We start from the raw sequence: 17,023 nt of genomic DNA, 5'->3' as shown, positions 1-17,023 counted from the left end.
TCCTGGGTCCAGCGGGCGATCGGCGACACCTTGACCTTCCGCCGCTTCTCGTCCCAGCCGACCACCGGCGTGTTCGCCCGGGTCGGGGACTCGTCACGGCGCAGACCCGTCGCCCACGCGTCATAGCCGGCCAGGCCCTCTTCCAGCGGCTGGACCTTGCGCAGGGCGCAGCACAGGTCCGGGTCGCGGTCGTGGAGCCTCGGGCCGTACTCGGCGTCCTGCTCGGCGACCGTCCGGCGCGGCCTGAGCGTGAGGAGGTTGACGTCCATCACGGCCTCGACCGCGTCACGGGTGCCGATCGTCTCCTCGAAGTGGTAGCCGGTGTCGAGGAAGACCACGTCCACCCCCGGCATGACCCGCGAGGCGAGGTGGGCGACCACCGCGTCCTCCATCGAGGAGGTCACGCAGAACCTCTCACCGAAGGTGTCGGCGGCCCAGGTGAGGATCTCCAGTGCGGAGGCGTCCTCCAGCTCCCGGCCCACCCGCTCGGCCAGCTCTTTCCTATCTCCGTGTGCCTGGATCGTCGTCACCCGGCGGCTCCTTAAAAGGGGAACGCGGCGAACCGGTCAGGAATTTCCTGAGCCGAGATTAGCAATGTCGACACATAAAGCACTGACGGTCCGCTGATCGGGGGTATTTTCCGGACGAACCAGTCACTCTGCGTCGCTGACCAGCACGTTTCTATGATTTCTGGGGTTTTGCGGAGCACGGTCAGGGCGCGGTAAGCGACTCATCAGCGGACCGCCAGCGCCCTTGTGCGACAGTGACCGGAAATAGCGCCGTCGATTCCCCCCACATTCTGTCCGATATCCCCGGAGAGGGCACGCGGAGAAATGAGCCTGCAAGGACCGCGCCGAGGAAGGCTGATACGCCGCCTCGCACTCTGTCTGTCGGCGGTGGGACTCACCGCCTCCATGCTCACCGCGGCGGAACCCGCCGCCGCCGGCACGCCGGAGACCTGGACCTCCACCTTCCAGGGCTCGGACGGCGTCACCTACTCGGCGACCAACCACCTGGTGGCCCCCGCCGGGGGGCCGGGCCGGCAGTGGATGCTGGTCTGGGCCGGCCCGGCCAAGCAGCCCGCGCCGGACTTCCTGACCGTCGTCGACGCGACCCCGGGCTCCCCCACGTACGGCAAGGTCGCCAACACCGTGACCGTCGGCCCGGGCAACGGCAACGAGCCGCACCACATGCAGTACGTGTGGCACAAGGGCGACCGGATCTACGCCGGCGGCATCATGAGCGACACCACCTTCGTCTTCGACGCGAAGGCCCTGCCCGCGCTGACCATCGCCGGGGTCAACACCGCGGCCGACACCCCCTGCGGCACCCTGCCCGACGCCTACCAGGTGCTGGGCGACGGCACCGCGTACGGCACGTACATGGGCGGCCCGAACGTCACCGGCCCCTGCACCTACACCAACGGCCAGGTGCGGGTCGGCAACGGCGCCGCCGGCTCGCCCGGCGAGATCGTCCGGATCGGCCAGGACGGCCGGACCCTCGCCGAGATCCCGGCCGCCACCGAGGCCGGCGAGGACCCGGCGCAGTGCGGCAACGTCCCGGCGCTGCCGGCCGCGACCTGCGCCAACCCGCACGGCATCGCGGTCCGCGAGGACCTGAACGTCATGGTGGCCAGCGACTTCGCCGAGGCCCGCAACTTCATGACGCCGGACTCGGCGCTGAAGGAGAACCTGGCCCGCCAGACCGTCCGGGTCTTCGACATCGCCAACCGCGACGACCCCGTGCTGAAGTCGGTGTCCAAGGTCGCCGACGGGCCGCGCGGCGCGCAGGAGCAGCGGGCCTTCTTCCGGGAGTCCCGCGTGGTCATGGAGACCGCGCTGACCAACCGGCCGGGCCACAAGGGCGCGTTCGTCTCCTCGATGGCCGGCGGCGCCGTCTTCTACACCCCGGACATCACCGCGCCCGCCCCGCAGTGGAAGGAGGTCTTCGACGACACGACCGCCTACCGGACCTTCCAGGGCGACAAGGACGTCACCGGCAGCGGCGACAACGGCAGCTGGCTGGCCGTCAGCCCCGACGACCGGTTCCTCTTCCACACGGTGATGGGCCAGTCGGTGCCCTACGGCAAGCCGCTGGACCAGACGACGGGCATGATCTACGTCCTGGACATCCAGAAGCTGCTCGCGGCCGGCGACGGCGCGAAGTGCTCCGTCGACGAGCTCGCGGAGGCGAGCCGCGGCGGACGGGAGCGGGACTGCCCGGAGCTGGTGAGCACCGTCCCGATCCGCGACGTCAGCTCCGGCGGCCCGCACTGGGGCGCCATGGACAACTTCAAGCGCGGCGCCGACGGCGTCTACCGGGAGACCACGCAGGTCAGCCGGATCGCGGTGGCCAACTACTTCGTCGCCGGGTCCTTCGGCGGCGGCGGCGACCACCGGGTGTGCATGTTCGACGTCGACCGGCGCGGCCGGGTGACCCTCGACCGGTCCTTCCGCGACGAGAACAACGGCAAGCCGTGCGTCGGCTTCAACCGGGCCTCCTGGCCGCACGGCGACTACGGCGACGCGCAGCCGCACGGCGTGCTGTTCGTGGTCAGCGACAGCGTCGTCCGGCGGTGAACGCAGTCCTCGTGGCGGCGGTCGCCTTGACCGCCGCCCTGGCGCTCGGCGTGCTGCTGCTCCTGCGGACGCGGCTGCTCGCCCGCCGCTCCGCCGCCACGGCGTACTTCGCCGCGGCGGCGGTGTGCGCGGCCCTGGCCGGGAGCCTGGGCGCGCCGGGGGGCGGGGCGGCGGTCCCGGCGGCCGGCGGACCGGTGCTGGGCTCGGTCGGCCTCGGCGGGCAGCGGGTGCCGGTGCTGGTGGTGCCGAACCGGCCCGGGTACAACCTGGTGGCCGTCGCCGCCCCCGGCGCCTCCGCCGGAACCGTCCGGGACCGCCTCGCCAAGGGCGGCCCCCGGCCCGGGTCGGCGCTGACCTGGGTCCCGGTCGAACTGCCGGCCGGACCCGGACGGGTGTGGGTCTCCGCCGGCGGGGCCGTCGCCCCGCTCTCCGTGGACACCGGCCGCGCGGGGGCCGCCCCCGCCCCGGCCGCGCTGCGGGGCGCCGACGGGCCGGAGTGCGCGAGCGCCGCCGCCGGATCGGTGCTCGGCGGCCGCGCGGAGCCGCCGGCCGGCTGCCCGTCCGACGCCCTGGCGGCGGCGGACGCGGCCGCGCTGCGGGAGACCGTCGCCTTCCTCGCCGGACGCGGCACCCGGGCCGTCTCCCTCGTCGAGGACGACTCGCCGCGCGGCCGGGCCGCGGCCGCCGAGGTGCGTACCGCCGCCGCCCGCGCGGGGATCTCCGTCACCGCCCCCGACGCCTCCTCCCGCCGCCCGCTGGTCGTCACCTCCGGCTGGGCGGGCGCGGACGCCGCCGTCCACGACGTCGAGGTCGGCCGCACCGCCGCCGAGGGCACCTACCTGGCGCCCTGGCTGCTGACCGCGCCGCTGCTCTCGCCGAGCGCGGGCCAGCTCATTCCGCTGCGCTACGCCCCGAGCAGCCCGGCCGCGGTGGAGTACGCGGCCGCGCTGGGCGAGCGCCTCCCCGGCGAGGTGCCGACCGCCGCCGGGTACGAGGCCTGGCGTGCGGCGCGCGGCACGGCGGGCCCGGCGCCCGCGAAGCTGTACGCCGCCGCCGTGCTGTACGTCCCCGGCAGTGGCGGGCCCGCGGCGGCCGGGGGCCACCACCACGGCGCGTCCGCGAACTGGCTGCCCAGCGGGATGGTCGTCCCGGTAGCGGCCCTCGGCACCACCTGACGACCCACCCTCCCCGACAAGGAGCAGGACCATGACGGAAACAGTCGCCGCGCCGCCGGTCCGGACCGCCAGATCCGCGCGCCCCGCCGCCGCCAGGCGCCCGGAGGGCCAGTGGGCACTGGGCGAGTACGACCCCCTCAACGCCAACGAGGAGTTCAAGGCGGTCGAGGACCCCCTGCTCGTCCGGGAGCGAATCGAGCGGGTCTACTCCCGCGAGGGCTTCGCGAGCATCGACCCCGACGACCTGCGCGGCCGTATGCGCTGGTGGGGGCTGTACACCCAGCGCAAGCCCGGCATCGACGGCGGGAAGACCGGCTCGCTCGCCCCGGAGGAGCTGGAGGACGAGCACTTCATGATGCGGGTGCGCAGCGACGGCGGCACCCTCGACGCCGCCCAGCTGCGGGCGATCGCCGACGTCTCGATGCGCTTCGCCCGCAACACCGCGGACATCACGGACCGCCAGAACGTGCAGTTCCACTGGATCCGGATCGAGGACGTGCCGGCGATCTGGCGGCGGCTGGAGGAGGTCGGCCTGTCGACGACCGAGGCGTGCGGGGACTGCCCGCGCGTCATCGTCGGCAGCCCGGTGGCGGGGGTCGGCGCGGACGAGGTGCTCGACGCGACCCCGGCCGTACGGGAGATCGCAGCCCGGTACGTCGGCGACCCGTCCCTCTCCAACCTGCCGCGCAAGTACAAGTCGGCGGTGTCCTGGCTGCCGGACGTCCCGTACGAGATCAACGACCTGGCCTTCCTGGGCGCGGTCCACCCCGAGCACGGGCCCGGCTTCGGCATGTGGGTGGGCGGCGGCCTGTCCACCGTCCCGATCCTGGCGCAGCACGTGGGGGTGTGGGTCCCCCTCGCCGACGTCCCCGACGTGTGGGCGGCGGTGGCCCGCCTCTTCCGCGACTACGGCTACCGGCGGCTGCGCGGCCGGGCCCGGCTGAAGTTCCTGGTGGCCGACTGGGGCGTGGAGAAGTTCCGCCGGATCCTGGAGGAGGAGTACCTGGGCCGCCCGCTCCTCGACGGCCCGGCCCCCGCGCTCCCTCCGGCCCCGATCGACCACATCGGCGTCCACCCGCAGAACGACGGCCTGTCGTACGTGGGCGCCGCCCCGGTCGCCGGCCGCCTCTCGGGCACCGGGCTGGCGGCCCTGGCCGACCTCGCGGAGACCCACGGCAGCGGCCGGGTGCGTCTGACCCCGTACCAGAAGCTCCTGGTCCTGGACGTCGCCGACCCGGAGCCCCTGATCACCGACCTGGCGGAGATCGGCCTCCAGGCCCGCCCCTCGCCCTGGCGGCGCAACACGATGGCCTGCACGGGGATCGAGTACTGCAAGCTGGCGATCGTCGAGACGAAGGAGCGGGCGGCAACCCTCGTCGCGGAACTGGAGAAGCGCCTGTCGGGCGAACCGGACCTCCCCGACCTCAACATCAACCTCAACGGCTGCCCCAACTCCTGCGCCCGCACACAGGTCGCCGACATCGGCCTGAAGGGCCAGCTGGTGGCGGACGAGGACGGCCGCCAGGTGGAGGGCTTCCAGATCCACCTGGGCGGCAGCCTGAGCCTCGCCGCGGACCAGGAGGGCGGCTTCGGCAAGAAGCTCCGCGGCCTGAAGACCACGGCGGCGGACCTCCCGGACTACGTGGAACGCCTCACCCGCGCCTACCTGGCGGGCCGCACGTCCCCCGAGGAACCCTTCGCCTCCTGGGTGGCCCGCTGCGAGGAGTCGGACCTGCAGTAGGCCCCCGGACGGGGGCGGGCAACCGATCAGGAATCGAGAAGCCCGGTCCGCCGTGCCGCCCGTAGCGTGAGGGACATGGAAACCACCGCCTCCACCACCACGTCCCTCGCCTCCGTCACCCTCGAGGTGGCCGACGTCGAAGCCGCCCGCCGCTTCTACAGCGCCTTCGGCGTCGGCGCCCACGTCCGCCTGCGGCCGTCCGAGGCCCACACCACCGGATTCCGCGGCTTCACCCTGGGCCTCACGGTCGCCAACCCGGCCACCGTCGACGGCTTCTTCACCGCTGCCGTCGACGCCGGCGCCACCGTCCTCAAGCCCGCCACGAAGTCCCTGTGGGGCTACGGCGGCGTCGTCCGGGCCCCGGACGGCACGATCTGGAAGATCGCCACCTCGGAAAAGAAGAACACCGCCCCCGACACCGGCCGGATCGACGAGATCGTCCTCCTCCTCGGCGTCGAGGCGGTCAAGACCACCAGGCAGTTCTACACGGACCGGGGCTTGACGGTCGCCAAGAGCTTCGGCAGCAAGTACGTCGAATTCGCCGCCGGCCCCACCACCCCCGTCAAGCTCGCCCTCTACAAGCGCCGCGCCCTGGCCAAGGACCTCGGCGTCCCCGTCGACGGCACGGGCTCGCACCGCGTCGTCCTCGGCAGCACCACCGACTCCTTCACCGACCCGGACGGCTTCCTGTGGGAGCCCGCCGCTGCGTAGCCGCCGTCCTCAGGCGGGTCCGTCACCCTGTACCCCGCGGCGGCCGAAGGCACGACCAGGCGGGTTCGACGTCGGCGACGGCGGTGGTGAACTCACGGCCGGACGGCCCGCGGATGTACGCGAGCTCCGCCCACTGCTCGATGCCGGTGTCCGAGACGTTCTCGTTGACCACGGCCATCAGCACCCCCTCCACCCCGGACGCGATGTCCCGGACGCGCGTGCGGAGCAGCCTGTGCGGCACGTACTCGTAGCACTCACTCATCCGACGCCTCCGCGAAGACCCCCAGAAGGAACCGCTCCCACCCGACGAGCGCCCGGTCGAGCAGATCGGCGCCGGGCGGGGGCAGCGGGGCGGTGCCGGTACCCGGGCTGCCGGGGGTGTCCACGCTCAGTACGTCGCGCGGAAATGAACTGGGCAAGGCCGCTCCTACCGTCATCAGCAAGTGGTCGGTCGGCCAGGGACGCACTCGCCCCTGGCAGCTGGCACCAGTCAAAGGCCCGCAACCTGCAAGGAACAGGAAGGCTGCCCATCCGCGGCGCACCATACGACCGGAAGACTTTGCATGCGCTTTGCGACCCCCCTGGTGCGGAGAGTGAGGATCGAGCTACGTTCCGGTGTCATGGCAGTCAACGCCGCCTTGAAGCAGAAGATGCTCGATCTCGGCCTCACACAGGACGAGTTGGCAGCTCAGATGAACATCGCTCTGCTGGAGATCACAGGACGTCCGGGTGAGGTGTCCGCACGGACCGTGCGGAACCTGTTGAACGGCGCCACGAGGCGACCAATCGGCCGTACATGTGCTGCACTGGAAGCGGTTTTCGGATGCCCCACCCGGGACTCAGGGTTCGACCCACCACGTACTGCCGCACCAGCGGAGGATCCAGTGCACCGTCGAACCTTCCTTGTCGCAGCAACCGGGACAGCCGCTGCTGGCGCGACACGACGCTTGCGGCTGGGCCAGCTGGACACGAACAGGTTCCACCTGGAGTACACCCGGCTTCTACACGACGATTCACAGCTCGGCGGAGCACGGAGTGTCGAGCACAGGGCGGTCGAACTGGCTACGCGGATTCAGTCCTCTCTTGCGGGCGGCGGCGCCTCGGAACGCATTCAGCGCCAGTTGTACCGTCTCGCCTCGGAAGTGACCTGCCTGGCGGCCTTCGCTGCCATCGACGCGAGCGCGCCGCAACGAGCCCGGACTCATCTCGACCACGCATTCACCCTGGCAGGGCTCGCACGTGATGCCGAGAGCATGTACCGGGTCTGGGATCACCTGATGCTCACCTCCAGCCAGCGGGAGAACCACGCCGAGGCAGCGGCCGGCGCGGAGGTGATGAAGCGTTCGTCGGTGGCCCGGCGCGACCCGCTGTACGCCTCGCTCGGGCACATGCGGCGCGCGAATGCTCTGGCCCGGCTGCGTCAGCCTGCGGAGTCGACGAGGGCGCTGGACCTCGCCGCCAAGACGTTCGCGCTCGCACCGAGAGAAGACTCGTCGAGTTGGATCTCGTTCTACAGCCGGTCCGAGTTCGACGCCCTGTCCTCGTACGTCTGGACGGCACTCGGGCAGCATGACCGGGCCGAGTCCTGCCTTCACCGCACCCTCGCCGCGATTCCGTCAGGAATGATCCGCAACAAGGCCCTGTATACGGCGCACCTGTCACTGGCGCAGGCGCGGCAGGGCGAGGTGGAGCTGGCCTGTGCAACAGGACGACGCGCGTACGGGATGCTGCCGCCGGATTCCGGGTCGCAGCGTACGGCAAACACGCTTGCCATAACACGCCAAGTCATCCAGGCCACGGGAACGAAGGAGCCCGAGGTCGTGAGCTGGATCGAGGAGTCACGACGATGGACCTGAAGTGGTACGCGCACGCAGACGCGCAAAACGTCCGCTCCTTGCTCCTGGACGTTCACGACCAGGTGTACGCGGAGGATCCCGACCCCTTCCACTCGCGCGAGCGGTTCTCCCACTTCGTCGACCTGTGGTCGGGGCGCGAGGACTGGACGTGTGTCTCGGGGTGGGAGGACGGCAGCCCGGTCGGGTACGCGTACGGGTCGCAGTTCAAGCCCGGTGGGTGGTGGAAGGGGGCCGATCGGCCCGACGGCGTGCGCGGGCGGATCTTCGCGCTGTCCGAGCTGATGGTGGTGCCCCGGTGGCAGGGCACCGGGAGGGCCCAGCGGATCCACGACGCGCTGGTCCGGTCCGTCGAGGTGGACTTCGCGACGCTCCTCGTGGACTCCACCCACACGAAGGTGCGGGCTCTGTACGAGAGGTGGGGCTATGAGAAGCGCGACGAGGCCAAACCCTCCGACGACTCGCCCCTCTACGCGGTCATGGTCCGGGATCTGCCCTGACCTTGGCCCTGGCAAGCCGTCCCTCTCTGCGGCATGACCGCCGACGAGGTCTGACACGCGCCCCCCACCCCCCCCCCGGGGGTCGGGGCCGGCCGGGGGGTGGGGGGTGGCGGAGGGGTCAGGGGGTCAGTTCTGCGGCGAGGGAATCGAGGATGACGTCCGCGCTGCGGTCCACGTCCTCGCGCGTCGTGCGCCAGTTGACGACCGAGACGCGCATCGCCGCCCGGCCCTCCCACAGCGTGCCGCCGAACCAGCAGGTGCCGCTGCGCTGGATGCGGGCGATGACCCGGCGGGTGGTCTCGTCGTCGTCGCCGAAGCGGACCAGGAGCTGGTTGAGGACGACGTCGTTGAGGAGTTCCACCCCGGGAACGCCCGACAGGCGCTCCGCGAAGTGGCGGACGTGGTCGCAGCAGCGTTCGACCAGTTCGGCCACGCCCTCGCGGCCGAGGGTGCGCAGGGCGGCCCAGACGGGGAGGCTGCGGGCGCGGCGGGAGAAGTCGGGGACCCACTCGATGGCGTCGCGTTCGCCGTCGGTGCCCGGCGGGAGGTAGCCGGCGCGCTCGTTGAGCATGGCCGCCCGGTGGGCCTCGGGGTGGGCGATGACGACGATGCCGCAGTCGTAGGGGACGTTGAGCCACTTGTGGGCGTCGAGGGCCCAGGAGTCGGCCCGTTCCACGCCGTCGACGAGGGGGCGGAGCTTCGGGCTGGCCGCGGCCCACAGGCCGAAGGCGCCGTCGACGTGGACCCAGGCGCCGTGGCGGTGGGCGATGTCGCAGATCTCGCCGACGGGGTCGATGGCGCCGGAGTTGACGTCGCCGATCTGGGCGCAGACGATCACCGGGCCGGTGAGGCCGGCAAGGGTGCGCTCCAGCTCGGCGGGGATCATGCGGCCCTTGGAGTCGACGGGGACGTTGCGGATGCGGGCGGTGCCGAAGCCGAGGTAGCGGGCGGCGAGGTCGATGGTCATGTGGTGCTGGGCGCCCGCGACGATGGCCACGTCGGGGGCGCCGCCCAGGCCTTCGCGCTCCACGTCCCAGCCGGCCTCGGCGAGGAGCTTGTGGCGGGCGGCCGCGAGCGAGGTCAGGTGGGCCATCGTGCAGCCGGTGGGGAAGCCGACGGAGGCGTGCGCGGGCAGGCCCAGGAGCTCCAGGACCCACTGGGCGGCGACGTCCTCGGCCACGGCGACGGCCGGGGAGAGGTTGTAGAGGCTGGCGGTCTGGTCGTAGGCCGCGACGAGCCAGTCGGTGGCGATCGCGACGGGCAGGGTGCCGCCGGTGACGTACCCGAAGTAGCGGGGGCCGTTGGCGGTGGGGATGCCCCCCTCGGCGACGGCGCGGCCGATGACCCCGATGGTCTCGGCCGGGTCGGCCGGGCCGGCGGGCAGCGGGCCACCGAACATTTTCAGCAATTGTTCGGAGCCGGCAGTGGCACCCACCGGCCGATCGGCGAGACCCGCCAGATATTCGATGGCCTGCTGATAGGCCAATGCGAGAGGTGCACCGTCTGCTGTGGTCATAGTACAAAGCTAGGCGGCTGGCACTGACGTGCGACTGACTCAAATGGCCGGAACTTCCAAAGGCTTGGACAGGGAGCCGTTGGACTGTATTACTTTCTCCTGTGGCCCGGCCGGCGCGGTCAGTCCGACCGGTCCGACGGTCCACCATCCGTGCAGAGTCATGAGACGTGAGGAGTTCCGATGTCCGACGAGCAGACCCGCAAGGTTATCGAACAGTTCAACCAGGCATTCCAGCTGCACGACCCCGGCCTGCTGAAGGACATCCTCGGCGAGAACTGCCGGCTGGAGAACTCCGGACCGGCCCCCGACGGCACCAAGCACGTCGGTTATGACGAATGTCTTCAGTTCTGGACCGCGATCGCGGGCAACGAGCACATGACCTTCGAGGTGGAGGACGTCTGGGTGGCCGGCGAGCGCTCCGTCTGCCGCTGGACGCTGCGCTGGGGCGGCGGTCCGAAGGACTTCGTCCGCGGGGTGAACGTGCACCGCCTGGAGGGCGGAAAGCTCGTCGAGAGCTTCGGCTACGTCAAGGGCTGACAGCGGAAAGCAGAAGGGCCCGGGCCTTGAAGGCCCGGGCCGTTCACGCGTGGTGACGGGACGTCAGTCCGCCAGCTGGGAGACGATCATCACGCAGTCCTCCAGGGCCTTCGTCGCGTGGCCCTTGCCCACCGTGTCCTCGACCAGCTGGGTGTTGCCGGGGACGAAGGTGCGCCAGGTGCCGTCACTGACGCCGCACTCCATCTTCCCGCTGACCAGGGTCATGATCTGGCGGCGCGGGGCCGGGTGGAAGTCGCCGAACCACCCCGCCGGGATGTACAGGTACACGGCCTGCTTGGCCGGTATGCCGTCGGAGACGAAGAGCGACGGCGCCGGCGGGGCGAAATTGAGGGCCGTCACCTCCAGGGTCTCGTCGATGAAATGCGATTCGCCGTTCTCGTCGTTGTAGAGGCGGGAAACAGCGATTTTGGCGGTCTCGGCGGTGGTTTCGGCGACGGTCTCGGCGGCGGTCTCGGCGGCGGTCTCGGCGGCCACGGGAACTCCCTGTGTACGTGAAGTCGGGATCAGGTCGGGATCGACCGCCCCTCACTATCCCAGCCGGCGCTGATGGGCCCCTGACCGCTCGGGGCCGGCGGGGGAATTCCCGTCTCAGATATCCATCAGCCCCGTGTCAGCCGCCGCATGCCAAGCTGATGGCACAAGAAAGGCCGAAGGAGAGGTACCCAAAGCGGCCGAATGGGGTCCGGCTCTTCGCCGGACGGGCTCTGCCCACGCAGGTTCGAATCCTGCCCTCTCCGCAGGTGCTCATCCCAGGCACGCGCATCCCGATCCGATACCAGGGATGCGCGTGTCTTTGGCATGCGGCGCCCGGACCGCCCGACAGGGCCTCCCCACGCGCCCGTCTCGTCCTCCCCGGACCCGCGGGGCGACCGTATCCGGCCCTTTCCGGCCCCTTCCGGCCCCTCCCGTCCGGGGGTCCCGTCGACGGATCCGCACGTTCCCTTCCCCAGCCCGGCGCGACCCGAACAGGCGTCGCTTTCCCGAGCGACCCCGACAGACATGGAGACGCAGTTGCCCAGCAGCGACCACCACACCGTTCCCGTGCTCCGCAGGACGGACGCCGCCGCGCTCGTGGACGAGATCTCGTCCTGGCTGACCATCGACGCCGACGAGATCGACGCCAAGTTCCTGGGCGAGCGCGCCCGTATCGTCGAGGCCGTCACCGACCTGAACGCGGCGGCCGTGGCCGGCCCCGCCCGCGAGGACGCCCACTACCACCAGCAGCTCCTGCTCTCGCGCATCTACCAGACCGTGATGCAGATCCCCGACCGGCCGAGCGCCGAGGGCTCGGTGCTGCTGCACGAGGTCACCCGCCTGCTGGAGAACGCCACCCTGGCCGCCGAGGACGCCCACCTGGAGCCCGGTCTGCTGGAGTCCGCGCCGACCGAGCCCAAGGCGTTCCTGTCCTGGCTGAAGGGACTGGTCCGCAAGCACCGCGCATTCAAGCACCCCTACTACACGGACTTCATCAACCGCGAGGCGCGCGAGGCGGACCTGCGCACGTACGTCATCCAGGAGTCCCTGATCGACGGCCGTTTCGACGACTTCCTCGCGATGATGCAGATCGGCACGGCCGGCGCCAGCAAGATGGAGATCGCCGCCAACTACTGGGACGAGATGGGCAACGGCGACCCGGAGGCCGTGCACACCCACCTCTTCAACAAGATCTACGAGGTCTTCGACGTCCGCAACGAGGACCTCGAGGCCGCCATGACCACCACCGACCTGCACTCCGGCAACCTCGCGGTGCTGCTGTGCCGCTACCGGCACCTGTACCCGGAGGCGGTCGGCTTCCTCGGGATGACCGAGTGGCTGGCCCCCGACCGGTTCCGCAACGTCGTCCGCGCCTGGGAGCGCCTCGGCCTGCCCGAGGTCGGCATCACCTACCACCGGCTGCACATCACCATCGACTCGCAGCACGCGGCGGGCTGGTTCCACAACGTGGTCATCCCGAGCGCCGACACCGCCTACATGCGCCGGGGCATCGCCCGCGGCGCGCTGTGGCGCGCCAACTCCTCCGCCCGCCACCTCGACGAGCGCCTGGACCTGGCCCGGCTCTCCGCCGAGCGCACGCCCGTCGCCGCGGGCTGAGCCGTGTCCCTGCGGGAGCGCGGCTTCGCGCTGGTCGGTCTGGACCCCGTGCCGGGGGCGGTCGCGGCCGGCTTCACCGGCCCGCCGCAGCCGGGCCTGCGGCTGCGGATGTCCTGGACGGCGGACGACGACTGGCTGTTCCGGCCCGCCGCCCCGGCCGGCGCCCCGGGCGGTGCCGCCGACCGGGGGCTCGCGGCCGGGCTCTGCGCCCTGCTGCGGCGGGCCCTGTGCGGGCCGTGGCTGGACGTCCACGCCGACCGGCTGATCGAGCTGCACCGGGTACGGACCGTGGCGCCCGCAGGGGCGACGGTCCCGGTGCGGCTTCCCGGACCGGTGCCGGACGCCTGCGAGTTCGCGCTCGTGGCGGTGGTCGGGCGGGACGGGGGCGGGACGGGCCGGTCCCGGCTGTACGGCACCGGCCCGCGCGTGCCCCTGCTGGAGGCGGAGCCGGCTCCGGGTCAGGGGCTGCTGTTCGACCGGCGGGTGGTCGCGTACGACGGCCACGAGCTGACGGCCGGCCCCGACGGCCCGGCCGTACAGGACCTGCTGGTCGCGCACGTCCTGCGCCCCTCCGGCCCGCAGCCGGCCCTGCGCCGCCGCCCGATGCTGGTCCGCGGCCCGGCCGGCACCCTGATCACCACCCGCCCGGCACTGCGCTGATCGCGAGGCGGGGAGGACGGGGATCCACCCCGGCTTCCCCGCCTCCGCGTGGCCCGTCACCGCGGAGCGACTCCGGCGCTTCCCACCCGTCGGCCGTCGCCGTCGAAGACGCCGACCAGCACCGCCCCGGCGGGCCGCTGCGGCCACTCCCCGTACGCGGCGAGCACCTCCGCCGTCCCGGCGGGCGGGCTCCCGCCCTCGGCCCGGGGCAGCGTGGTGTGGAGGTGGATGTGCTGCTCGTCGCCCGCCTCCACCACCTGCACCGCCTTGACCCGGGCGACCGCTCCGGCCCAGTCGGGGTGTGCGGTCCCCCCGGCCCACTCGGCGAACGCGGCGGCCCGGGCCGCGTCCTCCGGCGTGTAGGCCCCGTGGGGATCGGGCGCGGGCAGGTGTGCGGGGATCCCCGTCCCGGACTCCGGGGTCGAGGTCACGGAGCATCCGGCGGCGCCCAGCAGGGCGGCCAGGACGAGAGCGGCGGCGTGGCGTGCGGGCACGGGCATCGGGGGGCCTTCCGGTGACGGGCGGGCGGATCCGGACGAGCGCGCCCCCGCACGGTATCCGTACGGGGGCGCGATGACAGCCGCAATCGGGACGTCACATGACGAGCTCGTCGGCCTTGTCGCCCCAGTTGCCGCCGTACGGGTAGCCGTAGACGTGCAGGTTCTTCAGGCAGTAGCCGAGGGCGGTGATGATCTCCGGGTCCGGCATCCCGGTGCGCCAGTCGTACAGGCCCATCCCGCCGATCTCGTCGTTGTTGCAGGTGGACGAGGCCTTGTCGCGGAAGCTCCAGTCGCCGAGGTTCTTCGAACCGTCCGCGGACCACTGGAGCTTGCGGCCGTACCAGCCGGCGTCCTGCCACAGGCAGGTCCACCCGAACCCGCAGGTCGGCGTCCCGTCGCCGTCCACGGCCGCGACGGGCTGCGCGCCGCGTCCTCGACCTGCGGCTTGAGCGTGGCGCGGCCGGCCTTGGCCGCCCGCTCGCCCTGCTCCCGCTGCTGTTCCCCGTTGCCCTGCCCCTGGGCCGGCCCCGCTGTCGTCCTCCAGACCCTGCGCGGTGGGGCTACTCCCCCGCCGTGCGGAGCATGGTGTCCAGGCGGGTGAGGTCCTCGTCGCAGAGGCGGGCGGCCTCCAGGTCGTCGGGGGCGGCCGCGCAGGCCTGGAAGCGGTCCACGACCAGCAGGCCCTGGGTCCGGATCTCCTCGGGCGTCGTCATCGTCTGCCTCCCTCTCAGACCGCGTTGCAGGCGCGGAAGACGTGGACCAGCGCGGGCAGGCTCGCGCCGTGCTGGAAGGCGATGTACTCCGGCAGTACGGCGGAGGGCGCCCACTTCTGCTTGTACTCCAGCTGCGTGCGCGCCGGGTAGATGTGCGCGCCGTGCTCCCACAGGTGCTCCATGAACCAGTGGAAGCCCAGGCTGTGGCCCGGGAACTGCGGGGCCGTCAGGGAGGTGAAGGGGGTGAACCCGAAGTGCAGCCAGCGGGTCCCCTCTGCCGTGAACACGTCGATCGCGGCCTTGTTGAGGGCCTCCATCACCCCGGGCGGGGAGTCGGGCTGCCGGCGGCTCAGGTCGTGCATCCAGCCCGGCTGCGGCCCGTACACCGGGGCGTAGGAGACGTAGCCGATCAGTTCGCCGTCGCGGACGGCGGCGAAGAGCCGGCGCAGGTGCTGGTAGCGGCCGCCGGTCTGGCCGACGAGGAACTCCAGCGGTTTGACGCCCTCGCCCTTGGTGGAGAGCCAGGCGGCGTCCAGCTCCTCGATCTGCCCGGCGTGGTCCTCGTAGGGGACTTCCTTGATCTCCAGGCCGCTGCGCAGGGCCCGGGAGATCTTGTTGCGCAGCTGCATGAACTTCGTGCCGGCCAGGGTGAAGGCCTCCAGGTCGACGGCGTACGAGGCACCCATCTGGTTCACCGTGAAGCCCTGGTCGACGTAGACGTCGGCGTCCGCGCCCTGGAGCTGTACGGACACGATCTCGCGGCCCTGCTCGGCGGCGAAGTCCCTGAACGCGGCCAGCAGGCGGGCGCGGGGGCCGTCCGGGCCGGCGGGCGCGAAGGGGGCGAAGGGGCCGCCGAACTGGACGAGGTAGCGGCCGACGGGCCGGTAGACGATCACCCCGGGCCCGTCCGGGAGCCGGAAATAGCTGTTCCCGTCACTGAAGGCGAAATACGCGCTCGGATTTCCGGCGTCCGCGTACTGCCGGATGGCGTCGAGCGCGACATCCGTCTCCAGAATCGTTCCGGTCATGTGAAATCCATTCTCGCGGCAGCACTACCGCTACTTATGGCACGGGCCGCCGGGCCCCACAAGGCCACAGCCGCCCGCGGTCAGCCGCCCGTCAGGGGAGGGTCAGGCAAAACCGCTGGTCAGATGGGCGTCAGGCCTCAGTCAGATGGCGACTGGAAGACTCTCCCATGCATATTCGACTTTCGGACCGACGGGAATCCCGAAGATCCGGACGCGAAATCCCAGAGAGCCCGAGAGAGCCCGAGGAGAACACGGCGATGCGTTCCCTGACGACAGCGCGCGGGATCTGCGAACAATTCCACGCAGGTCTTCTCGACGCACTCGAAGAGCTGCCGCTCACCGCCCGGGAGGGCGCGGACAGCCCGGTGCTGGAGCTGTACCGCAAGCACGGCGGGCCCGGGCTGCTCGTGCCGGCCGCGTACGGCGGTGCGGCCGCCGGTCCGCTGGAGGCGGTCCGGGTGCAGCGGGCGATCGCCTCCGTCTCGCCCTCGCTGGGCGTGGCCACGACGATGCACCACTTCACGGTGGCGATGCTGTTCCGGCTGGCGGAGGCCGCCGACCGGCTGACGCCGGCCCAGCTGAAGCTGATGTCCGCGGTGGCCTCCGACGGACTGCTGCTGGCGTCCGGCTGGGCCGAGGGGCGGACCGACCAGAACATCCTCGCGCCCTCCGTCGTCGCCGAGCGCACCCCGGGCGGCTACCGGGTCAACGGCGCGAAGAAGCCGTGCAGCCTCTCCGGTTCGATGGACGTGCTGACGGCCAGCGTGCAGGTGACGGAGGAGGACGGGCGCTCCGCCCTGGCGCTGATGCTGATCCCGGCCTCCTCCCCCGGTGTGGAGACCCGGCCGTTCTGGGCCACCCCGGTGCTGGCGGCCTCGCAGAGCCACGAGGTCCGGCTCACCGACGTGGAGGTCCCCGAGGACCTCGTCATCCACAGCACCCCCGAGGACGCCGACCGGCTCGACGACCTCCAGACGGCCGGGTTCACCTGGTTCGAGCTCCTCGCCACCTCCTCGTACGTCGGCGCCGCGTCCACCCTGGTGGCGCAGGTGCTGGCGGGCGGGCGGGGCAGCGCCTCGGAGCGGGCGCAGCTGGCGGTCCGGATGGACGCGGCGGTCTCCCTCGTGGAGGGCGCGGCCCGCTCGCTGGAGGACGGCACCGAGGGCGACGAGGCGGTGGCGGCGGTGCTGACCGCCCGCTACGCCACGCAGGACCTGCTGTCCCAGACCGTCGACCAGGCCGTGGAGATGCTCGGCGGGATGGCCTACATCCGTTCGGGTGACGTGGCCTACCTGGCCTCCGCGGTCCGCGCCCTGGCCTTCCACCCGCCGTCGCGCGCGAGCGTGGCCGCGGAGCTGGCCGAGTACTTCGCCGGCGGCCCGCTGCGCCTGTCCTGAT

Annotated in this window: 19 protein-coding genes and 1 tRNA gene; 11 read left to right on the top strand and 9 right to left on the bottom strand. The window is 71.9% G+C overall.

Annotation, left to right across the window (positions count from 1 at the left end):
- Positions 1 to 530, bottom strand: a 530-nt coding sequence (locus tag AB0469_RS32850; RefSeq protein ID WP_366455136.1) for a phosphoadenylyl-sulfate reductase, incomplete at its 3' end; no start/stop codon positions are given.
- A 366-nt stretch (positions 531 to 896) separates the two neighbouring features.
- Here AB0469_RS32850 and AB0469_RS32845 point away from each other — a divergent pair.
- From AB0469_RS32845 to AB0469_RS32830, 4 genes are all read left to right on the top strand, one after another.
- Positions 897 to 2,579 (top strand): hypothetical protein, encoded by a 1,683-nt coding sequence (locus AB0469_RS32845; RefSeq protein ID WP_366455135.1) that lies wholly within the window; start codon positions 897 to 899, stop codon positions 2,577 to 2,579.
- Complete coding sequence (locus AB0469_RS32840) at positions 2,576 to 3,754, top strand: hypothetical protein (RefSeq protein WP_366455133.1); 1,179 nt, start codon at positions 2,576 to 2,578, stop codon at positions 3,752 to 3,754. Before AB0469_RS32845 ends, AB0469_RS32840 begins: the two co-directional genes overlap by 4 nt.
- 31 nt (positions 3,755 to 3,785) lie before the next feature.
- Entirely contained in the window at positions 3,786 to 5,495 is a 1,710-nt protein-coding gene (locus AB0469_RS32835; RefSeq protein ID WP_366455132.1) for a nitrite/sulfite reductase, read from the top strand.
- A 75-nt stretch (positions 5,496 to 5,570) separates the two neighbouring features.
- Positions 5,571 to 6,206, top strand: coding sequence for a glyoxalase (locus AB0469_RS32830; protein WP_366455131.1), 636 nt, complete (start codon positions 5,571 to 5,573; stop codon positions 6,204 to 6,206).
- Between the two features lie 22 nt (positions 6,207 to 6,228).
- Here the strand turns inward: AB0469_RS32830 and AB0469_RS32825 are convergent, their stop codons facing one another.
- Positions 6,229 to 6,468, bottom strand: coding sequence for a hypothetical protein (locus AB0469_RS32825; protein WP_366455130.1), 240 nt, complete (start codon positions 6,466 to 6,468; stop codon positions 6,229 to 6,231).
- A complete protein-coding gene (locus tag AB0469_RS32820) occupies positions 6,461 to 6,625 on the bottom strand; it encodes a hypothetical protein (RefSeq protein ID WP_366455129.1) in 165 nt (54 codons plus the stop codon). The genes AB0469_RS32825 and AB0469_RS32820 overlap by 8 nt, the downstream gene beginning before the upstream one ends.
- 201 nt (positions 6,626 to 6,826) lie before the next feature.
- Between AB0469_RS32820 and AB0469_RS32815 the strand changes: the two genes are divergently transcribed.
- Positions 6,827 to 8,062, top strand: coding sequence for a helix-turn-helix transcriptional regulator (locus AB0469_RS32815; RefSeq protein ID WP_366455128.1), 1,236 nt, complete (start codon positions 6,827 to 6,829; stop codon positions 8,060 to 8,062).
- On the top strand, positions 8,053 to 8,559 hold the full coding sequence (locus AB0469_RS32810; RefSeq protein ID WP_366455127.1) for a GNAT family N-acetyltransferase: 507 nt from the start codon (positions 8,053 to 8,055) through the stop codon (positions 8,557 to 8,559). Before AB0469_RS32815 ends, AB0469_RS32810 begins: the two co-directional genes overlap by 10 nt.
- Before the next feature lie 118 nt (positions 8,560 to 8,677).
- Here AB0469_RS32810 and AB0469_RS32805 read toward each other — a convergent pair whose 3' ends face one another.
- Positions 8,678 to 9,958, bottom strand: coding sequence for an aminotransferase class V-fold PLP-dependent enzyme (locus AB0469_RS32805; RefSeq protein WP_366455126.1), 1,281 nt, complete (start codon positions 9,956 to 9,958; stop codon positions 8,678 to 8,680).
- Between the two features lie 297 nt (positions 9,959 to 10,255).
- On the opposite strand from AB0469_RS32805, the gene AB0469_RS32800 reads away from it, so the two are divergent.
- A complete protein-coding gene (locus tag AB0469_RS32800) occupies positions 10,256 to 10,612 on the top strand; it encodes a nuclear transport factor 2 family protein (RefSeq protein ID WP_079432288.1) in 357 nt (118 codons plus the stop codon).
- Positions 10,613 to 10,675: 63 nt separating this feature from the next.
- On the opposite strand, the gene AB0469_RS32795 is transcribed toward AB0469_RS32800, so the two are convergent.
- Positions 10,676 to 11,107, bottom strand: a complete 432-nt coding sequence (locus tag AB0469_RS32795) for a hypothetical protein (RefSeq protein ID WP_366455124.1) — start codon at positions 11,105 to 11,107, stop codon at positions 10,676 to 10,678.
- A gap of 178 nt (positions 11,108 to 11,285) precedes the next feature.
- Here AB0469_RS32795 and AB0469_RS32790 point away from each other — a divergent pair.
- From AB0469_RS32790 to AB0469_RS32780, 3 genes are all read left to right on the top strand, one after another.
- Positions 11,286 to 11,370 (top strand) — tRNA-Lys (locus tag AB0469_RS32790).
- A 262-nt stretch (positions 11,371 to 11,632) separates the two neighbouring features.
- Positions 11,633 to 12,724, top strand: a complete 1,092-nt coding sequence (locus AB0469_RS32785; RefSeq protein WP_366455123.1) for an iron-containing redox enzyme family protein — start codon at positions 11,633 to 11,635, stop codon at positions 12,722 to 12,724.
- A 3-nt stretch (positions 12,725 to 12,727) separates the two neighbouring features.
- A complete protein-coding gene (locus AB0469_RS32780) occupies positions 12,728 to 13,384 on the top strand; it encodes a hypothetical protein (protein WP_366455122.1) in 657 nt (218 codons plus the stop codon).
- 56 nt (positions 13,385 to 13,440) lie between these two features.
- Here the strand turns inward: AB0469_RS32780 and AB0469_RS32775 are convergent, their stop codons facing one another.
- The 4 genes from AB0469_RS32775 to AB0469_RS32760 form a co-directional block, all read right to left on the bottom strand.
- Positions 13,441 to 13,884, bottom strand: a complete 444-nt coding sequence (locus tag AB0469_RS32775; RefSeq protein ID WP_366455121.1) for a hypothetical protein — start codon at positions 13,882 to 13,884, stop codon at positions 13,441 to 13,443.
- A 94-nt stretch (positions 13,885 to 13,978) separates the two neighbouring features.
- The gene (locus tag AB0469_RS32770; RefSeq protein WP_366455120.1) at positions 13,979 to 14,290 is read right to left on the bottom strand and encodes a peptidase inhibitor family I36 protein; all 312 of its coding nucleotides are present in this window, start codon (positions 14,288 to 14,290) and stop codon (positions 13,979 to 13,981) included.
- A 154-nt stretch (positions 14,291 to 14,444) separates the two neighbouring features.
- The gene (locus AB0469_RS32765; RefSeq protein ID WP_366455119.1) at positions 14,445 to 14,597 is read right to left on the bottom strand and encodes a hypothetical protein; all 153 of its coding nucleotides are present in this window, start codon (positions 14,595 to 14,597) and stop codon (positions 14,445 to 14,447) included.
- 14 nt (positions 14,598 to 14,611) lie between these two features.
- The gene (locus AB0469_RS32760; protein ID WP_366455118.1) at positions 14,612 to 15,625 is read right to left on the bottom strand and encodes a DUF2156 domain-containing protein; all 1,014 of its coding nucleotides are present in this window, start codon (positions 15,623 to 15,625) and stop codon (positions 14,612 to 14,614) included.
- Positions 15,626 to 15,882: 257 nt separating this feature from the next.
- Between AB0469_RS32760 and AB0469_RS32755 the strand changes: the two genes are divergently transcribed.
- A complete protein-coding gene (locus AB0469_RS32755) occupies positions 15,883 to 17,022 on the top strand; it encodes an acyl-CoA dehydrogenase family protein (RefSeq protein WP_366455117.1) in 1,140 nt (379 codons plus the stop codon).
- The last annotated feature ends 1 nt before the right edge of the window (position 17,023 follow it).

This window comes from Streptomyces sp. NPDC093801 (assembly GCF_040701585.1).
Classification (GTDB): Bacteria; Actinomycetota; Actinomycetes; order Streptomycetales; family Streptomycetaceae; genus Streptomyces.
This window is presented reverse-complemented; position numbering and strand designations above follow the sequence as displayed.